The sequence below is a fragment of the Nitrobacter winogradskyi Nb-255 genome, from assembly GCF_000012725.1.
In the GTDB taxonomy this organism is placed as follows: domain Bacteria; phylum Pseudomonadota; class Alphaproteobacteria; order Rhizobiales; family Xanthobacteraceae; genus Nitrobacter; species Nitrobacter winogradskyi.
The window spans coordinates 2,207,543-2,226,237 of the sequence record NC_007406.1 but is presented as its reverse complement, the minus strand read 5'-3'; the positions used below and the strand labels follow the sequence as shown (position 1 = coordinate 2,226,237).

The 18,695-nt window shown below is 62.4% G+C and carries 18 protein-coding genes and 2 pseudogenes; 12 read left to right on the top strand and 8 right to left on the bottom strand.

Annotated elements, in window-relative coordinates:
* Positions 1-103: 103 nt before the first annotated feature.
* Together thrS and NWI_RS10605 are read right to left on the bottom strand one after the other, a co-directional pair.
* On the bottom strand, positions 104-2,164 hold the full coding sequence (gene thrS / locus NWI_RS10610; protein WP_011315278.1) for a threonine--tRNA ligase: 2,061 nt from the start codon (positions 2,162-2,164) through the stop codon (positions 104-106).
* A gap of 137 nt (positions 2,165-2,301) precedes the next feature.
* Positions 2,302-2,748: a copper uptake system-associated protein gene (locus NWI_RS10605; RefSeq protein WP_244374896.1), complete on the bottom strand. Its 447-nt coding sequence runs from the start codon at positions 2,746-2,748 to the stop codon at positions 2,302-2,304.
* Between the two features lie 52 nt (positions 2,749-2,800).
* Between NWI_RS10605 and NWI_RS10600 the strand changes: the two genes are divergently transcribed.
* The 3 genes from NWI_RS10600 (at position 2,801) to NWI_RS10590 (ending at position 5,030) form a co-directional block, all read left to right on the top strand.
* Positions 2,801-3,166, top strand: coding sequence for an ArsC family reductase (locus tag NWI_RS10600; protein WP_011315276.1), 366 nt, complete (start codon positions 2,801-2,803; stop codon positions 3,164-3,166).
* Between the two features lie 200 nt (positions 3,167-3,366).
* A complete protein-coding gene (locus tag NWI_RS10595; protein ID WP_041345585.1) occupies positions 3,367-4,011 on the top strand; it encodes a DUF47 domain-containing protein in 645 nt (214 codons plus the stop codon).
* Positions 4,012-4,025: 14 nt separating this feature from the next.
* Positions 4,026-5,030: an inorganic phosphate transporter gene (locus tag NWI_RS10590; RefSeq protein ID WP_011315274.1), complete on the top strand. Its 1,005-nt coding sequence runs from the start codon at positions 4,026-4,028 to the stop codon at positions 5,028-5,030.
* Here the strand turns inward: NWI_RS10590 and NWI_RS10585 are convergent.
* Positions 5,023-5,196 (bottom strand): annotated as a pseudogene (locus NWI_RS10585) (DMT family transporter); the annotation flags it as partial. The gene NWI_RS10590 and the pseudogene NWI_RS10585 sit on opposite strands and share 8 nt — an antisense overlap.
* An 89-nt stretch (positions 5,197-5,285) precedes the next feature.
* Between NWI_RS10585 and NWI_RS17000 the strand changes: the two are divergent.
* A protein-coding gene (locus NWI_RS17000; protein WP_187147962.1) for an IS630 family transposase occupies positions 5,286-6,229 on the top strand; the annotation gives its coding sequence in 2 pieces (ribosomal slippage) (positions 5,286-5,621 and positions 5,624-6,229; 942 coding nt in all).
* Between the two features lie 13 nt (positions 6,230-6,242).
* Here NWI_RS17000 and NWI_RS10570 read toward each other — a convergent pair.
* Positions 6,243-6,386 (bottom strand): annotated as a pseudogene (locus NWI_RS10570) (SMR family transporter); the annotation flags it as partial.
* A gap of 183 nt (positions 6,387-6,569) precedes the next feature.
* On the opposite strand from NWI_RS10570, the gene NWI_RS10565 reads away from it, so the two are divergent.
* Positions 6,570-8,189, top strand: a complete 1,620-nt coding sequence (locus NWI_RS10565) for a peptide chain release factor 3 (protein WP_011315272.1) — start codon at positions 6,570-6,572, stop codon at positions 8,187-8,189.
* Between the two features lie 55 nt (positions 8,190-8,244).
* On the opposite strand, the gene NWI_RS10560 is transcribed toward NWI_RS10565, so the two are convergent.
* The gene (locus NWI_RS10560) at positions 8,245-8,550 is read right to left on the bottom strand and encodes a hypothetical protein (protein ID WP_244374895.1); all 306 of its coding nucleotides are present in this window, start codon (positions 8,548-8,550) and stop codon (positions 8,245-8,247) included.
* A gap of 184 nt (positions 8,551-8,734) precedes the next feature.
* On the opposite strand from NWI_RS10560, the gene NWI_RS10555 reads away from it, so the two are divergent.
* From NWI_RS10555 to der, 6 genes are all read left to right on the top strand, one after another.
* A complete protein-coding gene (locus NWI_RS10555; RefSeq protein WP_041345004.1) occupies positions 8,735-9,319 on the top strand; it encodes an NnrU family protein in 585 nt (194 codons plus the stop codon).
* A 1-nt stretch (position 9,320) separates the two neighbouring features.
* A complete protein-coding gene (gene panB, locus NWI_RS10550; RefSeq protein ID WP_011315269.1) occupies positions 9,321-10,145 on the top strand; it encodes a 3-methyl-2-oxobutanoate hydroxymethyltransferase in 825 nt (274 codons plus the stop codon).
* Between the two features lie 275 nt (positions 10,146-10,420).
* Complete coding sequence (locus NWI_RS10545; protein WP_011315268.1) at positions 10,421-12,229, top strand: di-heme-cytochrome C peroxidase; 1,809 nt, start codon at positions 10,421-10,423, stop codon at positions 12,227-12,229.
* A gap of 372 nt (positions 12,230-12,601) precedes the next feature.
* Positions 12,602-13,255: a tetratricopeptide repeat protein gene (locus NWI_RS10540; RefSeq protein WP_011315267.1), complete on the top strand. Its 654-nt coding sequence runs from the start codon at positions 12,602-12,604 to the stop codon at positions 13,253-13,255.
* A gap of 39 nt (positions 13,256-13,294) precedes the next feature.
* Positions 13,295-13,813, top strand: coding sequence for a hypothetical protein (locus NWI_RS10535; RefSeq protein WP_011315266.1), 519 nt, complete (start codon positions 13,295-13,297; stop codon positions 13,811-13,813).
* A 113-nt stretch (positions 13,814-13,926) separates the two neighbouring features.
* The gene (gene der, locus NWI_RS10530) at positions 13,927-15,294 is read left to right on the top strand and encodes a ribosome biogenesis GTPase Der (RefSeq protein WP_011315265.1); all 1,368 of its coding nucleotides are present in this window, start codon (positions 13,927-13,929) and stop codon (positions 15,292-15,294) included.
* 181 nt (positions 15,295-15,475) lie between these two features.
* Here der and NWI_RS17960 read toward each other — a convergent pair whose 3' ends face one another.
* Positions 15,476-15,649: a hypothetical protein gene (locus NWI_RS17960; protein ID WP_210160323.1), complete on the bottom strand. Its 174-nt coding sequence runs from the start codon at positions 15,647-15,649 to the stop codon at positions 15,476-15,478.
* A 146-nt stretch (positions 15,650-15,795) separates the two neighbouring features.
* The gene (locus tag NWI_RS10525) at positions 15,796-16,548 is read right to left on the bottom strand and encodes an SDR family NAD(P)-dependent oxidoreductase (RefSeq protein WP_011315264.1); all 753 of its coding nucleotides are present in this window, start codon (positions 16,546-16,548) and stop codon (positions 15,796-15,798) included.
* A 49-nt stretch (positions 16,549-16,597) separates the two neighbouring features.
* Here NWI_RS10525 and NWI_RS10520 point away from each other — a divergent pair, with 49 nt between their 5' ends.
* On the top strand, positions 16,598-17,131 hold the full coding sequence (locus tag NWI_RS10520) for a GNAT family N-acetyltransferase (protein ID WP_011315263.1): 534 nt from the start codon (positions 16,598-16,600) through the stop codon (positions 17,129-17,131).
* A 28-nt stretch (positions 17,132-17,159) separates the two neighbouring features.
* Here the strand turns inward: NWI_RS10520 and purF are convergent, their stop codons facing one another.
* Positions 17,160-18,674 (bottom strand): amidophosphoribosyltransferase, encoded by a 1,515-nt coding sequence (gene purF / locus NWI_RS10515; protein WP_011315262.1) that lies wholly within the window; start codon positions 18,672-18,674, stop codon positions 17,160-17,162.
* Positions 18,675-18,695 lie beyond the last annotated feature (21 nt).

The following is an 18,695-nucleotide window of genomic DNA, read 5'->3' as shown; positions in this document are numbered from 1 at the left end:
CCTTCGGGTCGGGATCATGCTCTATAGCGTTTTCGAGCGAAGCGGACACCGGTTCGCGCGAAGAAAACGCGTCAAAACAATATTATAGAGCCCCGCTTCTGATTCAATCAGAAGCGGAAAGGCTCTGGGGCGCTGTCTTGATGCGTTGGATATCCGGCGGAACGGCTTCCGCTACAAGCGCGGCAATGGCCTCGCCGGTCGGCGTCACTTTCTGGCCGTCGCTGCCGAGCCGGCGGATGGACACCGATTGGGTCTCGGCCTCCTTTTTGCCGACAACGAGCAAGGCGGGGATCTTCGCCAGCGAGTGCTCGCGCACCTTGTAGTTGATCTTTTCGTTGCGCAGGTCCAGTTCGACGCGAAGCCCCGCGCGCCGCGCGGCGGACGCGACCACTTTCGCGTATTCATCGCCGTCCGACGTAATGGTGGTGACGACCGCCTGCACCGGCGCGAGCCAGAGCGGAAAGTGGCCGGCGAAGTGCTCGATCAGGATGCCGATGAAGCGCTCGATCGATCCGCAGATCGCGCGATGCACCATCACCGGCGCCTTCTTGCCGCCGTCCGCGTCGATGTAGAAGGCGCCGAACCGCTCCGGCAGGTTGAAGTCCACCTGGGTCGTGCCGCACTGCCAGTCGCGGCCGATGGCATCGCGCAGGACGTACTCGAACTTCGGCCCGTAGAACGCACCCTCGCCGGGATTGGTCTCGGTCCTGATGCGGTTGTTCGATGCCGCGATGTGCTTGAGGACATCCGCCATCACCGCTTCGGCGTGATCCCACGCCGCGTCCGAGCCCACGCGCTTCTCGGGACGCGTCGAAAGCTTCACCGTCAGCTCACCGTCGAAGCCGAAATCGGCATAGGTCGACAAGATCAGCTCGTTGATCTTGAGGCACTCGTCGGCGAGCTGCTCCTCGGTGCAGAAAACATGCGCGTCGTCCTGGGTGAAGCCGCGCACCCGCATCAGGCCGTGCATTGCGCCCGACGGCTCGTAGCGATGCACGACGCCGAATTCAGCGAGCCGCAGCGGCAGGTCGCGGTAGCTTTTGAGTCCGTGCTTGAAGAGTTGCACATGGCCTGGACAGTTCATCGGCTTGATTGTGAACCAGCGCTTGTCCTCGGCTTCATCGCCGGCGGACTGCGCGGCGAACATGTTCTCGCGATACCATTCCCAATGTCCCGACGTCTCCCACAGCGACTTGTCGAGCATCTGCGGCGCGTTGACCTCGTCATAATCTTCCGCGAGCCGCCGGCGCATGTAGGCGATCACGGCCTGGAAGATGGTCCAGCCTTTGGCGTGCCAGAACACCACGCCCGGACCTTCCTCCTGAAAGTGGAACAGGTCGAGTTCGCGGCCGAGCTTTCGGTGGTCGCGCTTCTCGGCTTCCTCGATCTGCTTGAGGTATGCGTCGAGATCGGCCTGGTTCGCGAAGGCGGTGCCATAGATGCGCGTCAGCATCGGATTGTTGCTGTCGCCGCGCCAGTAAGCGCCGGCCACCTTCATCAGCTTGAACGCGTTGCCGATCTTGCCGGTCGAGGTCATGTGCGGGCCGCGGCAGAGATCGAACCAGTCACCCTGGTAGTAGATCCGGATCGGCTCGTTGCCGGGGATGGCGTCGACGAGTTCGACCTTGAAGGCCTCGCCCTTGTCGCGAAACACCTGCTTGGTCTTCTCGCGGTCCCAGACATCCTTGGTGAAGGGCTGGTCGCGCGCGATGATCTCGCGCATCTTCTTCTCGATCGCGGCGAAATCCTCAACCGAGAACGGCTCGTTGCGGAAGAAGTCGTAATAGAAGCCGTTCTCGATCACCGGGCCGATGGTGACCTGCGTGCCCGGCCACAATGTCTGCACGGCTTCCGCCAGCACATGCGCGGCGTCATGGCGGATCAGTTCCAGCGCGCGAGGGTCGTCGCGGCTGATGAATTCAATTGTAGCGTCCTGTTCGATCGGGTCGGCGAGATCGTTGACGATGCCGTCGAGCGCCATGGCCACCGTGCGCTTGGCCAGCGACGGCGAGATCCCCTTGGCGATTTCCAGGCCGGTGGTATTCTTCGGGAATTCGCGTGTCGCGCCGTCGGGGAAGGTGAGGACGACGTTGTCGGCGGGCGAGACGGGTTTCAGGTTGGCGAGGCCGTACCGGAATCCGGCGGGGTCTTGGTTTTCGGACATTCACTCTCTCCTGTGGCTCACTCCTGCGAACGAGCGCAGGTAAGCGGGATGCTGCGGTATAGCAGCCGATTTGCGGCGTGCAACCCGTGAAGGCCCATGGCCGCCGGATCCCGGAGAGGGAGCAGGGTCGTTCCTCGTCAGTGTGCCCGATCATGGACGGGGGGATGGTTGCCCGCTTCGTCCATTCGCACCAGCCCCTCGAACCGCGCAAACATCGCAAGCCGGTCGGCAGGCACCGTTTGCTCGGCTTTCGCCAGCGCCTGAGCGAGCGCGTTTGCGACGTCGGGAGCAATGCCGGCCTGCCGCAGAGCTTCGGCGTTCCTGATTTCGTCTCCGGCGCAGAGGATGATGGCCCAGCGCCCGTTCCGGTTTCGGAGCAGGGCGCGCCCGCCTGTCTCGCCCTGCGTCCAGCCCGCAATGGCGTAGCCCGACACGGCGACCACGGGCGCGACGTCCAGCTTTGCTTCCGGCTTGTCGAAGGTCGAATGGAGCAGATCGCGCACGGCGTTCTCGTCAGGCCCCGCGGCCGCTGATCCGGCAAGGCTCCAAAGGATGATGAGCGCGGCAAACAGTTTCGTCGGCACTGAAATCTCCTTATACATTCACTTCACGACAGCAATCTCCGGAGAGCCTTGCGTGACCACCACCATCTACGGCATCAAGAACTGTGACACCATGAAGAAAGCGCGCGCCTGGCTCGACGATCATGGCGTCGCCTATGACTTTCACGACTACAAGACCGCCGGCATTGATGGCGTCCGGCTCAAGGGATGGGCCGCGAAGCTCGGCTGGGAAGCATTGCTCAACCGCGCCGGCACCACATTCCGTAAATTGCCGGATGCAAAGAAGGCGGGATTGACGGAAGCGCGCGCATTGGCCCTGATGATGGAGCAGCCCTCGATGATCAAACGGCCGGTGCTTGAGGCCGGCGACAAGCTGCTCGTCGGATTCAAGCCGGATATCTATGAAGAGCAGCTTCGGCCGCTGAAGGTAAAGCGATAGCGCCGCCTCGATTGATTCTGTTGCGTTGTCCGGATATTCAAGCGAGCGCTGTCAATCCCTCGATCGGCAGAGGCCGACAAACCGGTGGATGATTCCGCCGGTTGCGATGCTGATTGCCCACCTTTGCGGGAAATGGTTTATGACATCCTCGTGATCCGGACTGGCGGCCGGTTCTTGTCTGCAAAGTGGATACTGTGATGCTGCTGCGCTTGTTCCGGTTCTTTCTGCCGAAAGAGGAACGCTTCTTTCATCTGTTTTCCCGCCATTCGCAGACGGTCATGCTGGGGGCGGAAGCGCTTCAGGGAATGCTGAAGGGTGGCGAAGAAACACCGGTTTTCTGCCAGCGGGTCAGCCAGCTCGAGAACGATGCGGACGGCATCACGCGCGAAGTGCTGACAGCGGTCCGGCGCACCTTCATCACGCCGTTCGACCGCGTCGACATCAAGAATCTCATCACTTCGATGGATGACGCCATCGACCAGATGCAGCAGACGGCGAAGGCCGTGGTGCTGTTCGAGGTGCGCAGCTTCGAGCCGCCGATGCGCGAGATAGGCTCGCTGATCGTGGAATGCGCCAATCTGGTCCATCGCGCGCTGCCGCTGCTGGAGTCGATCAGCAACAACGTCGCCATGCTGATGGCGATCACCGAGGAATTGGGCAAGCTGGAAGGCCGTGTCGATGATCTGCATGATATCGGCCTGAAGGAGCTTTTCCTGAAGCACCGCAACGCCAATGCCATGGACTTCATCGTCGGCGCCGAGATCTATGATCACCTGGAGAAGGTCGCCGATCGCTTCGACGACGTCGCCAACGAGATCAGCAGCATCGTCATCGAGCAGGTATAGGGCAGGACCGCGCCGTGGACGCCATGCTTGCTCTTCCGGTCCTCGTCGGCCTGATCGCCGTCGCGCTGCTGTTCGATTTCCTCAACGGGTTGCACGACGCCGCGAATTCGATCGCGACCATCGTCTCGACCCGTGTGCTGCGGCCGCAATACGCGGTGGTCTGGGCGGCGTTCTTTAATTTCATCGCGTTCCTGGTATTCGGGCTGCACGTCGCCAATACCATCGGCACCGGGATCATAGATCCGAACGTGATCGATGCGCAGGTGATCTTCGCGGCGCTGGTGGGCGCCATCGTGTGGAATCTGGTGACGTGGGGGCTGGGGATTCCGTCGAGCAGTTCACACGCGCTGATCGGCGGTCTGGTCGGCGGCGGCGTCGCCAAGGCGGGTCTTTCGGCGGCGGTCTGGGGTGGTCTGTCGAAGGCGCTGCTGGCGATCGTATTGTCGCCGGTGGTCGGTTTTCTTCTGGCGCTCGTGTTGGTCGCGATCGTCTCATGGCTGTCGGTCCGTTCGACGCCGTTCGCGGTCGATCGCGCATTCCGGATTTTGCAGTTCTTTTCAGCCTCGCTTTATTCGCTGGGTCATGGCGGCAACGATGCGCAGAAGACCATGGGCATCATCGCCGTGCTGCTGTTCTCGCAAGGTTACCTCGGCAGCGAGTTCAGCGTGCCGTTCTGGGTGGTGCTGTCCTGCCAGGCCGCGATGGCGCTGGGCACGCTGATGGGCGGCTGGCGGATCGTGCGGACAATGGGGCTGCGCATCACCAAGCTGACGCCGATGCAGGGCTTCTGCGCGGAGACCGGCGGCGCGGCGACGCTGTTCATGGCGACGTTTCTCGGCGTTCCGGTATCGACGACCCACACCATCACCGGCTCCATCGTCGGCGTTGGCGCGGCGCGGCGATTGTCGGCGGTGCGCTGGAACGTTGCGAGTTCCATCGTCTATGCGTGGGTCATCACCATCCCCGCATCGGCGATCGTCGCCGCGCTGGCCTACTGGGCGGTGGCGTTCGTCAGGTAACGAGCTTCAGCCCGGCGATGCCGGCGACGATGAGGCCGATGCAGGCCAGCCGCGCCAGCGTCGCCGGGTCGTCGAACAGCATGATGCCGAGGATCGCGGTTCCGACCGCGCCGATGCCGGTCCAGACCGCGTAGGCGGTGCCGATCGGAAGCGTCTTGAGCGCTAGAGCGGGATGGGTTTATTTTGAATCGATTGAGATTCCCAAATCAGAATTCATCTGATTCAACATGCTGACTGGGAAGGAGGCCAGCATGGATGGGACGAGCCTATTCGAACGACCTTCGTGAGCGGGTAGTGCGTGCTGTCGTTAAAGGCGGCCTGTCGCGGCATCAGGCTGCGGCCCAGTTTGGGGTGGGCATCAGCACGGCGATCAACTGGGTACAACGCTTCCACGAGACCGGCAGCGTCGCGCCAAGCCAGATCGGCGGCTATAGGCCAAAGAAGATTGCGGGGCCGCACCGCGAATGGCTGCTGCAACGGTGCCGAAAGGACTTTACCGTGCGCGGGCTGGTGGCCGAACTTGCCGAGCGTGGCCTTAAGGTCGATTACCGCACGATGTGGGAGTTCGTTCACGCTGTGAAGCTCAGTTACAAAAAAAGACGCTGATTGCTGCAGAGCAGGATCGTCCCGATGTCGCCCGTCGGCGAGCGCAATGGACCAAGTATCGAGATCGGATTGATCCCACTCGGCTGGTGTTCATCGATGAGACCTGGACCAAAACCAATATGGCGCCGCTGCGGGGCTGGGCGCCGCGCGGTCAACGCATCAGAGCCAAGGTGCCGCATGGCCGCTGGCAGACCATGACCTTTATGGCCGCTCTGCGCCACGATCGCATCACCGCGCCGTGGTTCATCGAGGGGCCGATCAACGGCGAAGCCTTCCTTCTCTACATCGAGAAGGTTCTGGTCCCGACCCTGCGGCACGGCGACATCGTCATTATGGACAACCTCGGCTCGCACAAGGCCAGCGCCGTGCGTCGCGTCATCCGTGCCGCCGGTGCCCGGCTCTTCTACCTGCCGAAATACTCGCCTGATCTGAACCCGATCGAGCAGTTCTTTGCCAAGTTCAAACACTGGCTACGCAAAGCCGCGCAGCGGACCACCGAGGCCGTCTACAATGCTATCGCTCCGATCCTCGAAACCGTTGCACCGGCTGAATGCGCCAACTACTTCGTCAATGCAGGATACAACCAAATCTAAACTCATCATGCTCTAGTCCGAGCAAACCAAGGCTGATCGCCATGGCCGCCAATGTCAGCATGGACGGCACCAGCCGCGTAAACCCGTCGGTGTATTTGAGGCCGATCGCCCAGCCGATTTCCATCACCCCGGCGGCGAACAATAAAAGCCAGGCCATGCGGTCCTCCCAAGACATGAGGCAGGGCCGTCCCCGCGCGTGGTTGTGTGGGATACGAAAGGTCGTCCTTCCGCGACCCTGATATGGGGCGAGAGGGAGCGTCCGGCAAGCATCCGGCCGCGCTCCGGGCGGAGGATGCAAATCCCCTTGATCCGGCCGATTTTCCCTGCCACACGCTCGCTGATGCCCGACCTCGCCTTAAAGACCGAATCGACACCTGCCTCGCCGCTGGCGGCGGAAGTCGCGCGCCGGCGCACCTTCGCGATTATCTCGCACCCGGACGCCGGCAAGACCACGCTGACGGAAAAGCTCTTGCTGTTCGGCGGCGCCATCAACCTCGCCGGACAGGTCAAGGCGAAGGGGGAGCGACGCAATACCCGGTCGGACTGGATGAAGATCGAGCGTGACCGCGGCATCTCGGTGGTCACGTCGGTGATGACCTTCGAGTTCGACGGCCGGGTCTTCAATCTGCTGGATACGCCGGGTCACGAGGACTTTTCCGAGGACACCTACCGCACCCTGACCGCGGTGGATTCCGCCGTCATGGTGATTGACGCGGCCAAGGGCATCGAGGCCCGCACCCGGAAGCTGTTCGAGGTCTGCCGCCTGCGCGATATCCCGATCGTCACCTTCATCAACAAGATGGACCGGGAGAGTCGCGATACCTTCGAACTGCTGGACGAGATCGAAAAAACGCTGGCGCTCGATACCACTCCAATGACCTGGCCGGTCGGGCGCGGCCGCGATTTTCTCGGCACCTACGATATCGCGACCGGCGGCATCCGCCTGCTCGAAGGCGGCGGCGCCAAGACCGGCGCGGCTGAACGGATCGACATCGCCGATCTCGCCGCGCGAAACGCCAACCTGAATGTCGATGAAATCAGGGAGGAGCTGGCGCTGGCCACCGAGGCCTGCAAGCCGTTCGAACTTGAGGCATTTCGCGAGGGGCATCTGACGCCGGTCTACTTCGGCTCGGCCTTGCGCAATTTCGGCGTGGGCGACCTTCTGGAGGGTCTCGGAAACTTCGCGCCTCCGCCGCGCGCGCAGGAGTCCAATCTGCGCAAGGTCGAGGCCGACGAGCCGCGCATGACCGCCTTCGTGTTCAAGATCCAGGCGAACATGGATCCCAACCACCGCGACCGCATCGCTTTCGCGCGCCTGTGTTCCGGCAAGCTGACGCGCGGCATGAAGGCGAAGCTGGTGCGTACCGGCAAGCCGATGCCGCTGTCCTCGCCGCAGTTCTTTTTCGCGCAGGATCGCGCCATCGCGGACGAGGCGTTCGCCGGCGACGTGGTTGGCATTCCCAATCACGGCACCTTGCGGATCGGCGACACCCTGACCGAAGGTGAGGATGTCACTTTCGTCGGAGTGCCCTCGTTCGCGCCGGAAATCGTCCGCCGCGTGCGGCTGACCGATGCGATGAAGGCGAAGAAGCTGAAGGAAGCTTTGCAGCAGATGTCGGAGGAGGGCGTTGTGCAGGTCTTCCGCCCGCGCGACGGAGCGCCCGCGCTGGTCGGCGTCGTCGGGATGTTGCAGCTCGACGTACTGAAGGCGCGCCTCGATGCCGAATATTCGCTGCCGGTGGATTTCGAGGTCTGCGAGTTTCAGCTCGCGCGCTGGATTTCATCAGACGACCGCAAGAAGCTCGATGTCTTCATTGCCGCCAACGGCTCCGGCGTTGCGGATGATGTCGACGGCGATCCGGTGTTCTTGGCGAAGAATGAATTCTATCTTGGCTACACGCGAGAGCGCGCCGAAGGCATCGTTTTTTCCAGCGTCAAGGACGTGAAGAAGACGTCATGATTTCACCTGACGAAAACGGCCGGTGCGGGACCGGCCGTTTTTGAAAAGTGAAGGGTTAGCGCATCGGGCCGCCGGGGCGGGGAGCGCCGTTGATGCCTGCCGGCGGCGGTGCTGCATCCATCGATCCGGCGGCGCCTGCGTCGACGTTGCCACGCCCTGGAGCCGCGCCGACCGTGCCTTTAGCCGATCCTCTCGGATGAACTTTCTGGGTATGCGGCGATCCGGACGCTCCCGCGCTGCCACGGACGCTGTCGTTCTGCTGCGTCTGGGTCTGGCCGTAAGGCGAGGGCTGCTGAGCCTGGGCTCCCGCAATTCCGAAGGCCGTGACGGCAGCGGTGGCGGCGAGAAGTCTGAGGTTCATTTGCGTATGCTCCATCTGGTTGGTGGAGCGGCGATAACCGCGATCGAACGCCCGCGTTCCCAGTCATTCAAGGTGATTGCGGGGTGTTGTTGCGACAAAAACATGTTTGCTTGCGTTCCCGCGCCGTGTTGCCTGAAACTCGTCAAGGGTGTTAATCGGGGGCCAGTGCACACAGGAGGATAAGATGGGACTATTGGTGATGATTGCTGGCCTTGTTCTGTCCCTCGGCGTGCATCTCGTCGTGACACGGCGCGAGTTTCGCGCGCGGCTGATCTCGTCCTATGGCGAAGGGCCGTACAAGATCGGGTTCTCGCTGATATCGGCGGTTGGCGTCGCGCTGACCCTTTGGGGATTTCTGAGTTATCGCGCCACCGGCGTGATCGACGTCTGGTATCCGCCGCGCGTGATGAAGCATATCGCCGAAGCGCTGATCCTGCCATCCATCATTCTTGTGGTCGCGTCCTATATCCGCGGCCGCATCTATGCGAAGCTGAAGCATCCGATGCTGGCGGGGATCAAGCTGTGGGCGACGGCGCATCTGCTCGCCAACGGCGACCTCGGCTCGATCATCCTGTTCGGATCGATCCTGGCGTGGGCGGTTATCGACCGTATCTCGCTTAAGCACCGCTCGGATCCGGGTGGCCTGCCGATTCCGGTCGGCGGGGTTCGCAACGACGTGATCGCGATCGTCGTCGGCGTCGTCGTCTATGTCGCGATCGGCGCTCTTTTCCATCCTTTCGTCCTCGGCGTTCCCGTCTTCGGAGCGTAGCATGTCAGTCCAGTCGGCCATCAGGCGCAGGACGGCACCCGACATTCGCGCTCGCAAGAACGGCGATCCGATCGTGATGCTGACCTCGTATCACGCTCATACCGCGGCGCTGGTCGACCGTTACTGCGACGTCATTCTGGTCGGCGACAGCCTGGGCAACGTGATGCACGGTTTCGAGACCACCGTGCCGGTCACGCTCGACATGATGATCCTGCAGGGCCGCGCCGTAATGCGCGGATCGCAACAGGCGCTGGTCGTGGTGGACATGCCGTTCGGCTCCTACGAGGCCTCGAAGGAGCAGGCGTTTCATTCCGCCGCGCGCCTTCTCAAGGAGACGCTTTGCGGCGCGGTGAAGCTCGAAGGCGGCGTGAAGATGGCGGAGACCATCGCGTTTCTTTCCGCGCGCGGGATTCCCGTGATGGGGCATGTCGGCCTGACGCCGCAATCGATCAACACGCTTGGCTCGTTTCGCGCGCAGGGACGCGAGGAAGGGACATGGCAGCCGATCGAGGATGATGCGCGCGCCGTCGCGGAAGCCGGCGCATTCTCGATGGTGATCGAAGCCGTCGCGGAGCCTTTGGCGCGCAGGATCACGGAAACGGTCGCGATCCCGACGATCGGCATTGGAGCCAGTCCCGCCTGCGACGGTCAGGTGCTGGTGTTGGAGGACATGCTGGGCCTGTCGCCGCGCGCGCCGAAATTCGTCCGGCGCTACGGCGAACTCGGCCCCATGATCGAGGCCGCGATCGAAGGCTATGCGCGCGACGTGCGCAGCCGCGCCTTTCCCGGCCCGGAGCACGTTTATGCGATGAAGCCGAAAAGCTAGAGTCTTCACCGCTTCATGGAAACGGTGAAGACTCCAGCTTTATGTTTTGACGCGTTTTCTTCACGCGAACCGGTATCCACTTCGCTCGAAAACGCTATGGATCGGCATTGGTCCGGCTCGAATTTCCCCTCAACTTTACGATCGCTTGACTAGAATTTTCTTGTTGTCACAACTGTTGCGAGAACACGTTATCCGTGCAAAGTACGCCTGCCGCTAGCAGGCGGCGCGTTGATAACAACACGACAGCCACAAACGGCTGTACGCTCGGAGCACAGATGCGAACCCTTATTTTGGCCCTCGCCCTCCTCAATCTGCCCATCGCTTCATCATCCTTCGCCGACCAGTCCGGTCCGGTATTCGTTGACCAGGGTGCGGCCTGGGACATGTCCAGCCGAAGCGATTTCTACACGCGCGATCAAGGTTCGCGCCTCATTCCGTGGGCGTGGCTCAAGGCGCTCAAGCAAGCTGACGGCGCTCCCTTTCTCGCGGACGGTTTGACGCGGTACGGATACCTGCCGGCTCTCGATGCTTCGACGGAGCTTCCTGTCGGTTTCTACGCGTCCGGGCCGACCGGCGCGAAGGTCGTCGGGATGACCTGCTCCGCCTGTCACACCCGCCAGATCAAGGTCGCGGACCGGCAGTATCGCATCGACGGAGGACCGGCTCTCGTCGATTTCCAGGCGTTCCTGAGCGACCTCGACAAAGCGATGGCGCGGGCGACGTCCGATGATGCCGCGTTCAAGGCATTCGCGGCGTCTGTCCTTCAGACACCCAAGCCCGATAGCGACAAAGTCGCCGCGCTGCGGAGCGACGTGGATGCATGGTACGTTCGCTATCACGCCATTGTCGATCGGTCCCTTCCGAACCCTGGCTGGGGATTGGGACGCCTCGATGCGGTCGGCATGATCTTCAATCGCGTGACCGGGTTGGGCCTCGGTCCCGAGCCGACCTTTCTGATCCCGGAGAACATTCACAGAGCCGACGCGCCGGTTCGCTATCCTTTCCTCTGGAACGCACCCAAACAGGACAAGACGCAGTGGCCGGGCTTCGCTGATAACGGGAGCGATATTCTCGGGCTGGCTCGGAATGTCGGCGAGGTGATGGGCGTGTTCGGCAACTTCCAGCCGACGCGCGACGGCCTGTTCATCGACTTCCTGAACAACAACTCCGTGAATTTCGACGGGCTGCAGAAGCTTGAGGATCTTGCAAAGAAGATCGGGCCGCCGAAATGGCCATGGTCCGTCGATGCGAAGCTCGCGGCCAAGGGCAAGACTGTCTTTGAACGGCCGGCTGCTGACGGCGGCTGCCAGGAATGCCATGGCCAGAAAGCCGGCAAGGAGCGCTTCCCCTTTCAAAAGACTTGGGCGACGCCAATTCAGAACGTCGGAACGGACACGCGTGAGTACGATATCCTGGGATGGACGGCTAAATCAGGCGTGCTGAAAGGCGCCTACATTCCGTTCGCGACCAAGCCTCTGAAAGAAACCGACCTCGCGTTCAACATTCTGTCGACCTCGGTGATCGGCACGATCGGAGAGCATGTCCTGAGCTTTTCGAAAGGCGCCTCTCCAAGCGCTCTCGGCGCCTCTGTTCAGTCCGAGGCCGCGCCTGGCGCACCCCAGCCCGTCGACGCCACTCAACTCCCGGCCGTCTTGCAGGACTTGCCGGGCGCATTCAGGTTTCCTGAGGCCGCTGCAACTCCTGAAACCCGTCTTCGACTGGACATGGGTGCCGGAAGCTCGAACACCGATGCCGCGACCCCCGCGCCTCCGAAGGGCGCGTATGAATCGCGGGTTCTCTACGGCATCTGGGCGGCCGCGCCGTACCTGCACAATGGTTCGGTCGCGAGCCTCGCCGAACTGCTCAAGCCTGCAAGCCAACGGCAGCAGCGTTTTGCGATCGGGTCCGACTATGACGTGGATAACATCGGCATTGCCGCCAATCAGACCCAGGCCGGCAACGTCCGCGAAACGACCGGTTGTGATGATCTGAACTCCGGCAACAGCCGTTGCGGCCACGAGTTCGGGACTAGTCTGCCGGACGCCGACAAGAAAGCGCTCCTCGAATATCTGAAGACGCTTTGAACGGTTGGGCTGCTTCGCCATTATAGCGTTTTCGAGCGAAGCATGTCCTCGGCCTTGATCCGGGGATGGATACCGGTTTGCGTGAGGAGAACGCATCAAAGATCATAGGGCCTCGCTTCTGATTCCATCAAAAGCGAGGCCCTAGAACGGGATGAGGATAAGTGTGTAGCGGTTTTCCGCCCGCATCCCGCGTCTCAAAATATTAGAATCGATCACGTTCATGGTTTTGGATCGATTCGATCCAAACCATCGTGATCTAGCCGATCAGGTTCGCTTTTTGCCTTGTCGGTGCCATATCGCTACGATACCGCAGCCGACATGGTGGGTTACGCGCCGCGCGGTTTGACGTTTGCGGAATTGGGGCGATTATAAGTGACTGAAATATACAGTGAAATTGATGATGAGCTCCGTCGCGAGCGGCTCAAGAAGATCTGGGGCCAGTATTCGGCGCTCATCATTGCCGCCGTCATACTCGTGCTCGTCGCTGTCGGCGGCTGGCGTGGATACCAGTATCTCCAGACCCAGAAGGCCGCCGAGGCCAGTTCAGCTTTTGAAGCGGCGGCAGCGCTGGCTGATCAGAACAAGCATGCCGAAGCCCAGGCGGCTTTCGCCAAACTGGCGGAGACCGCGCCTCTCGGATATCGTAATCTGTCGCGGCTTCGCGCCGCCGCGGAAGCCGCCAGGCATGACATCAATGCCGCGGTGAAATTGTATGACGCTATCGCCACCGAGGGCGGGTTCAGCAGCGTCGAGCGCGATTTCGCGCGGGTGCGCGCCGCCGCACTGCTGGTGGACTCCGAGACCTACAACAACATGCTGCAGCGGCTCGAACCTGCCGCTGCGCCCGAGGCGACGTTCCGCCATAGCGCGCGGGAGCTTCTGGCGTTATCCGCCTGGCGCTCAGACGACGCCACGGCTGCGCGGAAATGGCTTGATATGATCAGCGAGGATAGCCAGACGCCGTCCAGTTTGCGCGGTCGCGCCGAAGCCTTGCAAGCCTTGCTGCCGCCGGTTGCGAAGAGCTGAACAGGCGTGCCGAACTCAAGTTTGAACGAGAAACCGTCGATGCGCCGCTCGGAACGTCTGTTGACTGCCGCCGTTCTGATCTCGCTGTGCGGCATGCTGGCCGGTTGCGGTGGTGGCGGTCTGAACAATTGGGATCCGACCGATATGTTCAACTTCCTCGACACCAAGAAGAAGATGCCGGGCAACCGCCAGCCGGTTTTCCCGGATGGTGTTCCGGGTATCGAGCAGGGTGTGCCGAAGGATCTCTACAAGAGTGATGCCGGGCTTCAGCAGGAGCAGGCCGTGGCGGCGCCGGCGCCGCCCGATGAATCAGAGCAGGCGCGGCGACAGGGCGCGGCGGAGGGCTCGTCTCGTCGCGCCGCGGCGGCCGATTCCCGCACAGCCGCTGCACCCCGCAAGCCCAAGCGTCTCGTTCATCGCCGGGCGACGTCCCTGCCAAAGGAAGAAGCTCCCCCAGCGCAGCAGGCCGCGCCGCCGCCGCCCGCCGCGCAACAGTCCGAGCCGGCTGCGGCGCCGCCTTTCCCGGCTCCGCTGCCCAGCGGCAGCTTCTCGCGCTGACAGCGGTATCGGTGCTGCTGAAACACTGGTATTGAGACGCCGCCCTTGAGCATTATCCGGCTAACCGGATTTCACTTCGCTCGAAAACGCTATAGCGCGGGTGCGGAGCGTCGATGTCTTTTACCATTGCTATCATAGGCCGTCCGAACGTCGGAAAATCGACGCTGTTCAACCGTCTGGTCGGGCAGAAGCTGGCGTTGGTTGACGACGAGCCGGGCGTGACGCGCGATCGCCGCGAGGGGCAGGCGCGTCTCGGCGATCTCGATTTCACGGTGATCGACACCGCCGGCCTCGACGAGGGACCGCGCGGCTCTCTGACGGCGCGCATGCAGGAGCAGACCGAGGCCGCGATTGCAGCTGCCGATGCGCTGATGTTCGTATTCGATGCGCGCGCGGGCCTCACGCCGACGGATCGCTCATTCGCGGATTTCGCGCGCCGCGCCGACAAGCCGGTCGTGCTCGTCGCCAACAAGAGCGAGGGCAGGCACGGGGACGCCGGTGCGCTGGAATCCTACGCGCTCGGGCTCGGCGATCCGGTCGGCGTATCCGCGGAACACGATGAAGGCATGAGCGATCTTTATGATGCCTTGCGCTCGGTGATGCCGGAGCCGGCGGAAGAGGTCGACGAGGAGGAGATCGTCGAGCCCGATATGTCGCGGCCGATCCGCGTGGCCATTGTCGGGCGGCCCAACGCGGGCAAATCGACCGTGATCAATTATCTGCTCAGCGAGGAGCGGCTGCTGACGAGTCCGGAAGCCGGCACGACGCGGGACTCGATCTCGGTCGAGCTTAACTGGAAGGGACGCGATTTCCGCATCTTCGACACCGCCGGATTGCGGCGCAGGTCGCGGATCGAGGCAAAGCTCGAGAAATTGTCGGTGGCGGATACGTTGCGCGCCGTCAGGTTCGCCGAAGCCGTCGTGTTGATGATGGATGCGCAGAACAGGTTCGAGGAGCAGGATCTCCGCATCGCCGATTTGATCGAGCGCGAAGGCCGCGCGCTCGTGATTGCCGTGAATAAATGGGACTTGATGAAGGGCGGTTCGGCGCGGATCGCCTCGCTGCGCAACGATGTCGATCACTGGCTGCCTCAAATCAGGGGTGCTCCGGTGGTCGCGATTTCTGGCCTGACAGGAGAGGGAATTGATAGGCTGATGATCGCGATCCAAACCGCCTATGCCGTATGGAATCGCCGTGTCGCAACGGCGTTGCTCAATCGCTGGTTTCAGCAGGCGGTCGCAGCCAGTCCGCCGCCCGCGGTCTCCGGTCGTCGGCTGAAGCTCAACTACGCAACGCAGACCAAGGCGCGTCCGCCGAGCTTTGTGGTGTTTTGTTCGCGGGCGGATGCCGTTCCGGAATCTTATCTGCGCTATCTGGTCAACAGCTTGCGTGAGACCTTTGATCTGGCAGGCACGCCGATCCGGATCACGCTTCGCGAAAAAGCCAATCCGTTCGCGCATAAGCGCAAGCGCAAGTCATAGAGCATGATCCGATCAAGTTGAATCGGACCATGCTCTAGAAATGGTTGTCTGGTCGCATTTTCTTGCGGCGAACCGGTATCCAACTTCGCCGGAAAATGCTCTAGCGGCGCGGACTGGTAGCCATCGGTGTGCAGAATTGAGATGTTCAGACGTCAGATGTGTGACTTGGACCGGATGCCGGTCAGCGAGTTTGGGGAGGCTGCGCACGCCGCATCAGCTGGGTTCTGTAGTTCACCAGCAAGTCGGCGGCCAGTTCGGCCGGAGTTCGGCGATCATCGCCGACGTTTTCCCTGAATAGCGAATTCTTGAAGGCAAAAGCGCGGATCACGCGTTCCACTATGGCTTGCATCATCACTCCCGAACCGATTGAACCATCTGAAGCCCTTCACCCCTGGTAGGATACAGCGAACTCCAGATGTTGTTTCGACGCGTTTTTCGCGCGCGCCGGTATCCACATCACTCGGAAACGATAATATCTCCGCGAAGGTTCCCGAACTCTTGTTAGAGGTTCGAAACCGGTCGGTCGCGAGAGTCTGTCAGTCTTCGGCTCTTGTAGTCGTACAGTTTTCCGGTCTCGCTCCAGGAGGGCAGGCACATCGGGATGATGAGTTCGGCAATTTGTTCGGGTGTGTCCAGCGTCATGGGATCCTCGCCCGGAAACACGATGGCGCGCAGCCGGGTCCGGACCGGCCCGGGATCGAACAGGTTGACCCGCATTCCGGTCGTCGCGGTTTCGCTCGCCCAGCATCGCACCAGCGTATCCAGCGCGGCCTTCGAGGCCGCGTAGGGCCCGCGATAGGCGTTGGCCTTGCCGGCGGCGCCGGAGGTGACGAACACCGCGCGTCCGGCGTCCGACTGCCGCAGCAACGGCTCCATGCAGCGGATCAACTGAAAATTCGCGGTGACATTGATCGCCATCACGTCCTGCCATGGTTTCATCTCGATGTGGCCGAGCGGCGAGGACGGACCGGCGATACCGGCGTTGCCGACGAGAATATCGAGCTTGCCGTGGCGCTCGTTCAATGCGGCGCCGAGCCGGGCGATCCCGTCGAAGTCGGAGAGATTGAGCGGCACCAGCGTCGCGCTGCCGCCGCCGTCGCGGATGTCGTCGTCAAGCTCTTCGAGTCCGCCCTGCGTGCGAGCCACGGCGATCACATGCGCGCCGGCTTTTGCAAGCGCGCGCGCCGTGGCGTAGCCGATTCCGCGCGAAGCTCCGGTCACGAGCGCGACGCGGGAAGTGAGCGGTTTTGTCATGACAGGGGTGCTTCGTGCTAGGGGTGACGAGAACGGAGGTTTGCGCCTTATGCCTGAATTATCCGCCGAGGCCAAAGGCCAATGGCGGCCGATGTCGTCAGCCGACCTGCCACGGGTCATGGCAATCGCGGGTCAAGTTCATCCGGCGTTTCCGGAGGACGGGGAGATTTTCGCCGAGCGGCTCCGGCTCTACGCGGGCGGTTGCCTCGTCTGCCGCGCGGGCAGCGATATCGGCGGCTATGTCATCAGCCACCCGTGGCGGGCGCTGGATCCTCCGGCGTTGAATTCAAGGCTCGGCGAGTTGCCCGGCGACCCCGAGACATACTACCTCCATGACCTCGCATTGCTGCCCCAACTGCGCGCCACCGGCGCGGCGTCATTGGCGGTTTCGCAGGCGCTCGCGCGCGCCGGCAGCGAAAAGCTCGCGACCGTTTCGCTGGTCGCCGTCAATGGCTCCGCGGGTTTCTGGAGGCGACACGGCTTCCGCGCAATCCCGCTCGACGCGATCGGTGCCGATTCCACGCTCGCGCGGAAGCTGCGCGGTTACAGCAAAGCGGCGGCGTTCATGGTCCGGCAGCTTTGACCGCAGGTCGTCCGTGGAGCGTTTCCGCTCAGCTGGCTTCCGCGAGCAACGACAACTGATGAGGCTGCGGTTCGACGTCGGTATGGTCGGTAAGGCTGGTCGGATAGGCGCCCGTAAAGCAATGGTCGGCGTATTTCGGATGCGCGGGATCGCGGCCGGGTTCGCCCATAGCGCGGTACATGCCGTCGATGGAGAGGAAGGCCAGCGAATCCGCGCCGATCATCTCACGCATCTCTTCGAGGCTGTGGGTCGCGGCCAACAGCCCGTTCCGGTCGGGCAGGTCGATGCCGTAGTAATCGGGATGAATGATCGGAGGCGAGGCGAGGCGGAAATGCACCTCCGTAGCCCCGGCATCGCGCATCATGCGGACGATCTTTCTCGAAGTCGTGCCGCGCACCAGCGAGTCGTCGATCAGGATGATGCGTTTGCCGGCGATCGCGGCGCGGTTGGCGGAATGTTTCATCCGGACGCCGAGTTCGCGAACGCTTTGGGCGGGCTGAATGAATGTGCGGCCGACATAGTGATTTCTGATGATGCCTAGTTCGTAGGGCACCCCGGAGAAACGACTGTAGCCAAGGGCGGCCGGCACGCCGGAATCGGGCACCGGCACGACGACATCGACATCGACATGGCTTTCGCGGGCCAGTTGCGCGCCGAACGCCTTGCGGACTTCATAGACCGAACGGCCTGCGACGATCGAATCCGGCCGTGAAAAATAGATATACTCGAAGATGCACGGCCTGGGCGGCATCGGAGGAAAGGGCTTGTGAATTTCGGTTTGAATGACGTCATCCTTGCGGTGAAACACGATGACTTCGCCGGGCTCGATGTCACGGACATACTTGGCGCCGATGATGTCGAGCGCACAGGTTTCCGAGGCAAGGATCGGGCAACCGTCGAGTTCGCCGAGCACGAGCGGACGGATGCCTCGCGGATCGCGCGCTCCGACCAGCTTCTTGTTGGTCAGCGACACCAGCGCATAAGCGCCCTCAATGGCCCGGAGCGCTTCGATATAGCGCTCTATGAAACGACCGCGCCTCGACTGCGCGACCAGATGAAGGATGGCCTCGGTATCGGAGGTCGATTGCATCAAGGCGCCACGGCCCACCAGCTCGCGGCGCAGCGTCAGTCCGTTGGTGAGGTTGCCGTTGTGGGCGACGGCGAAGCCGCCGGCGTGAAGTTCTGCGAACAGCGGCTGCACGTTGCGCAGGATGGTGCCGCCGGTGGTGGAATAACGGGTGTGGCCGACAGCGGCGCTGCCGGGAAGACGTTCAATCACCTCGCGGCGGGAGAAGGCGTCGCCGACAAGCCCGAGCCGGCGTTCGGAGTGGAAGCGGTGGCCGTCGAAGGTCACGATTCCCGCTGCTTCCTGGCCGCGGTGCTGGAGAGCATGAAGGCCGAGCGCGGTGATCGCCGCGGCTTCCGGATGGCCGAAAATGCCGAACACGCCGCACTCCTCGCGCAGCGTGTCGCCGTCAAGATCAAAATCAGTGTCGGGATCGTTGGGGGAGGCGTCGCTGGAAAGGCTCTGCTGACAATCCATTGCGCCTCGCTTTTCGGCGGC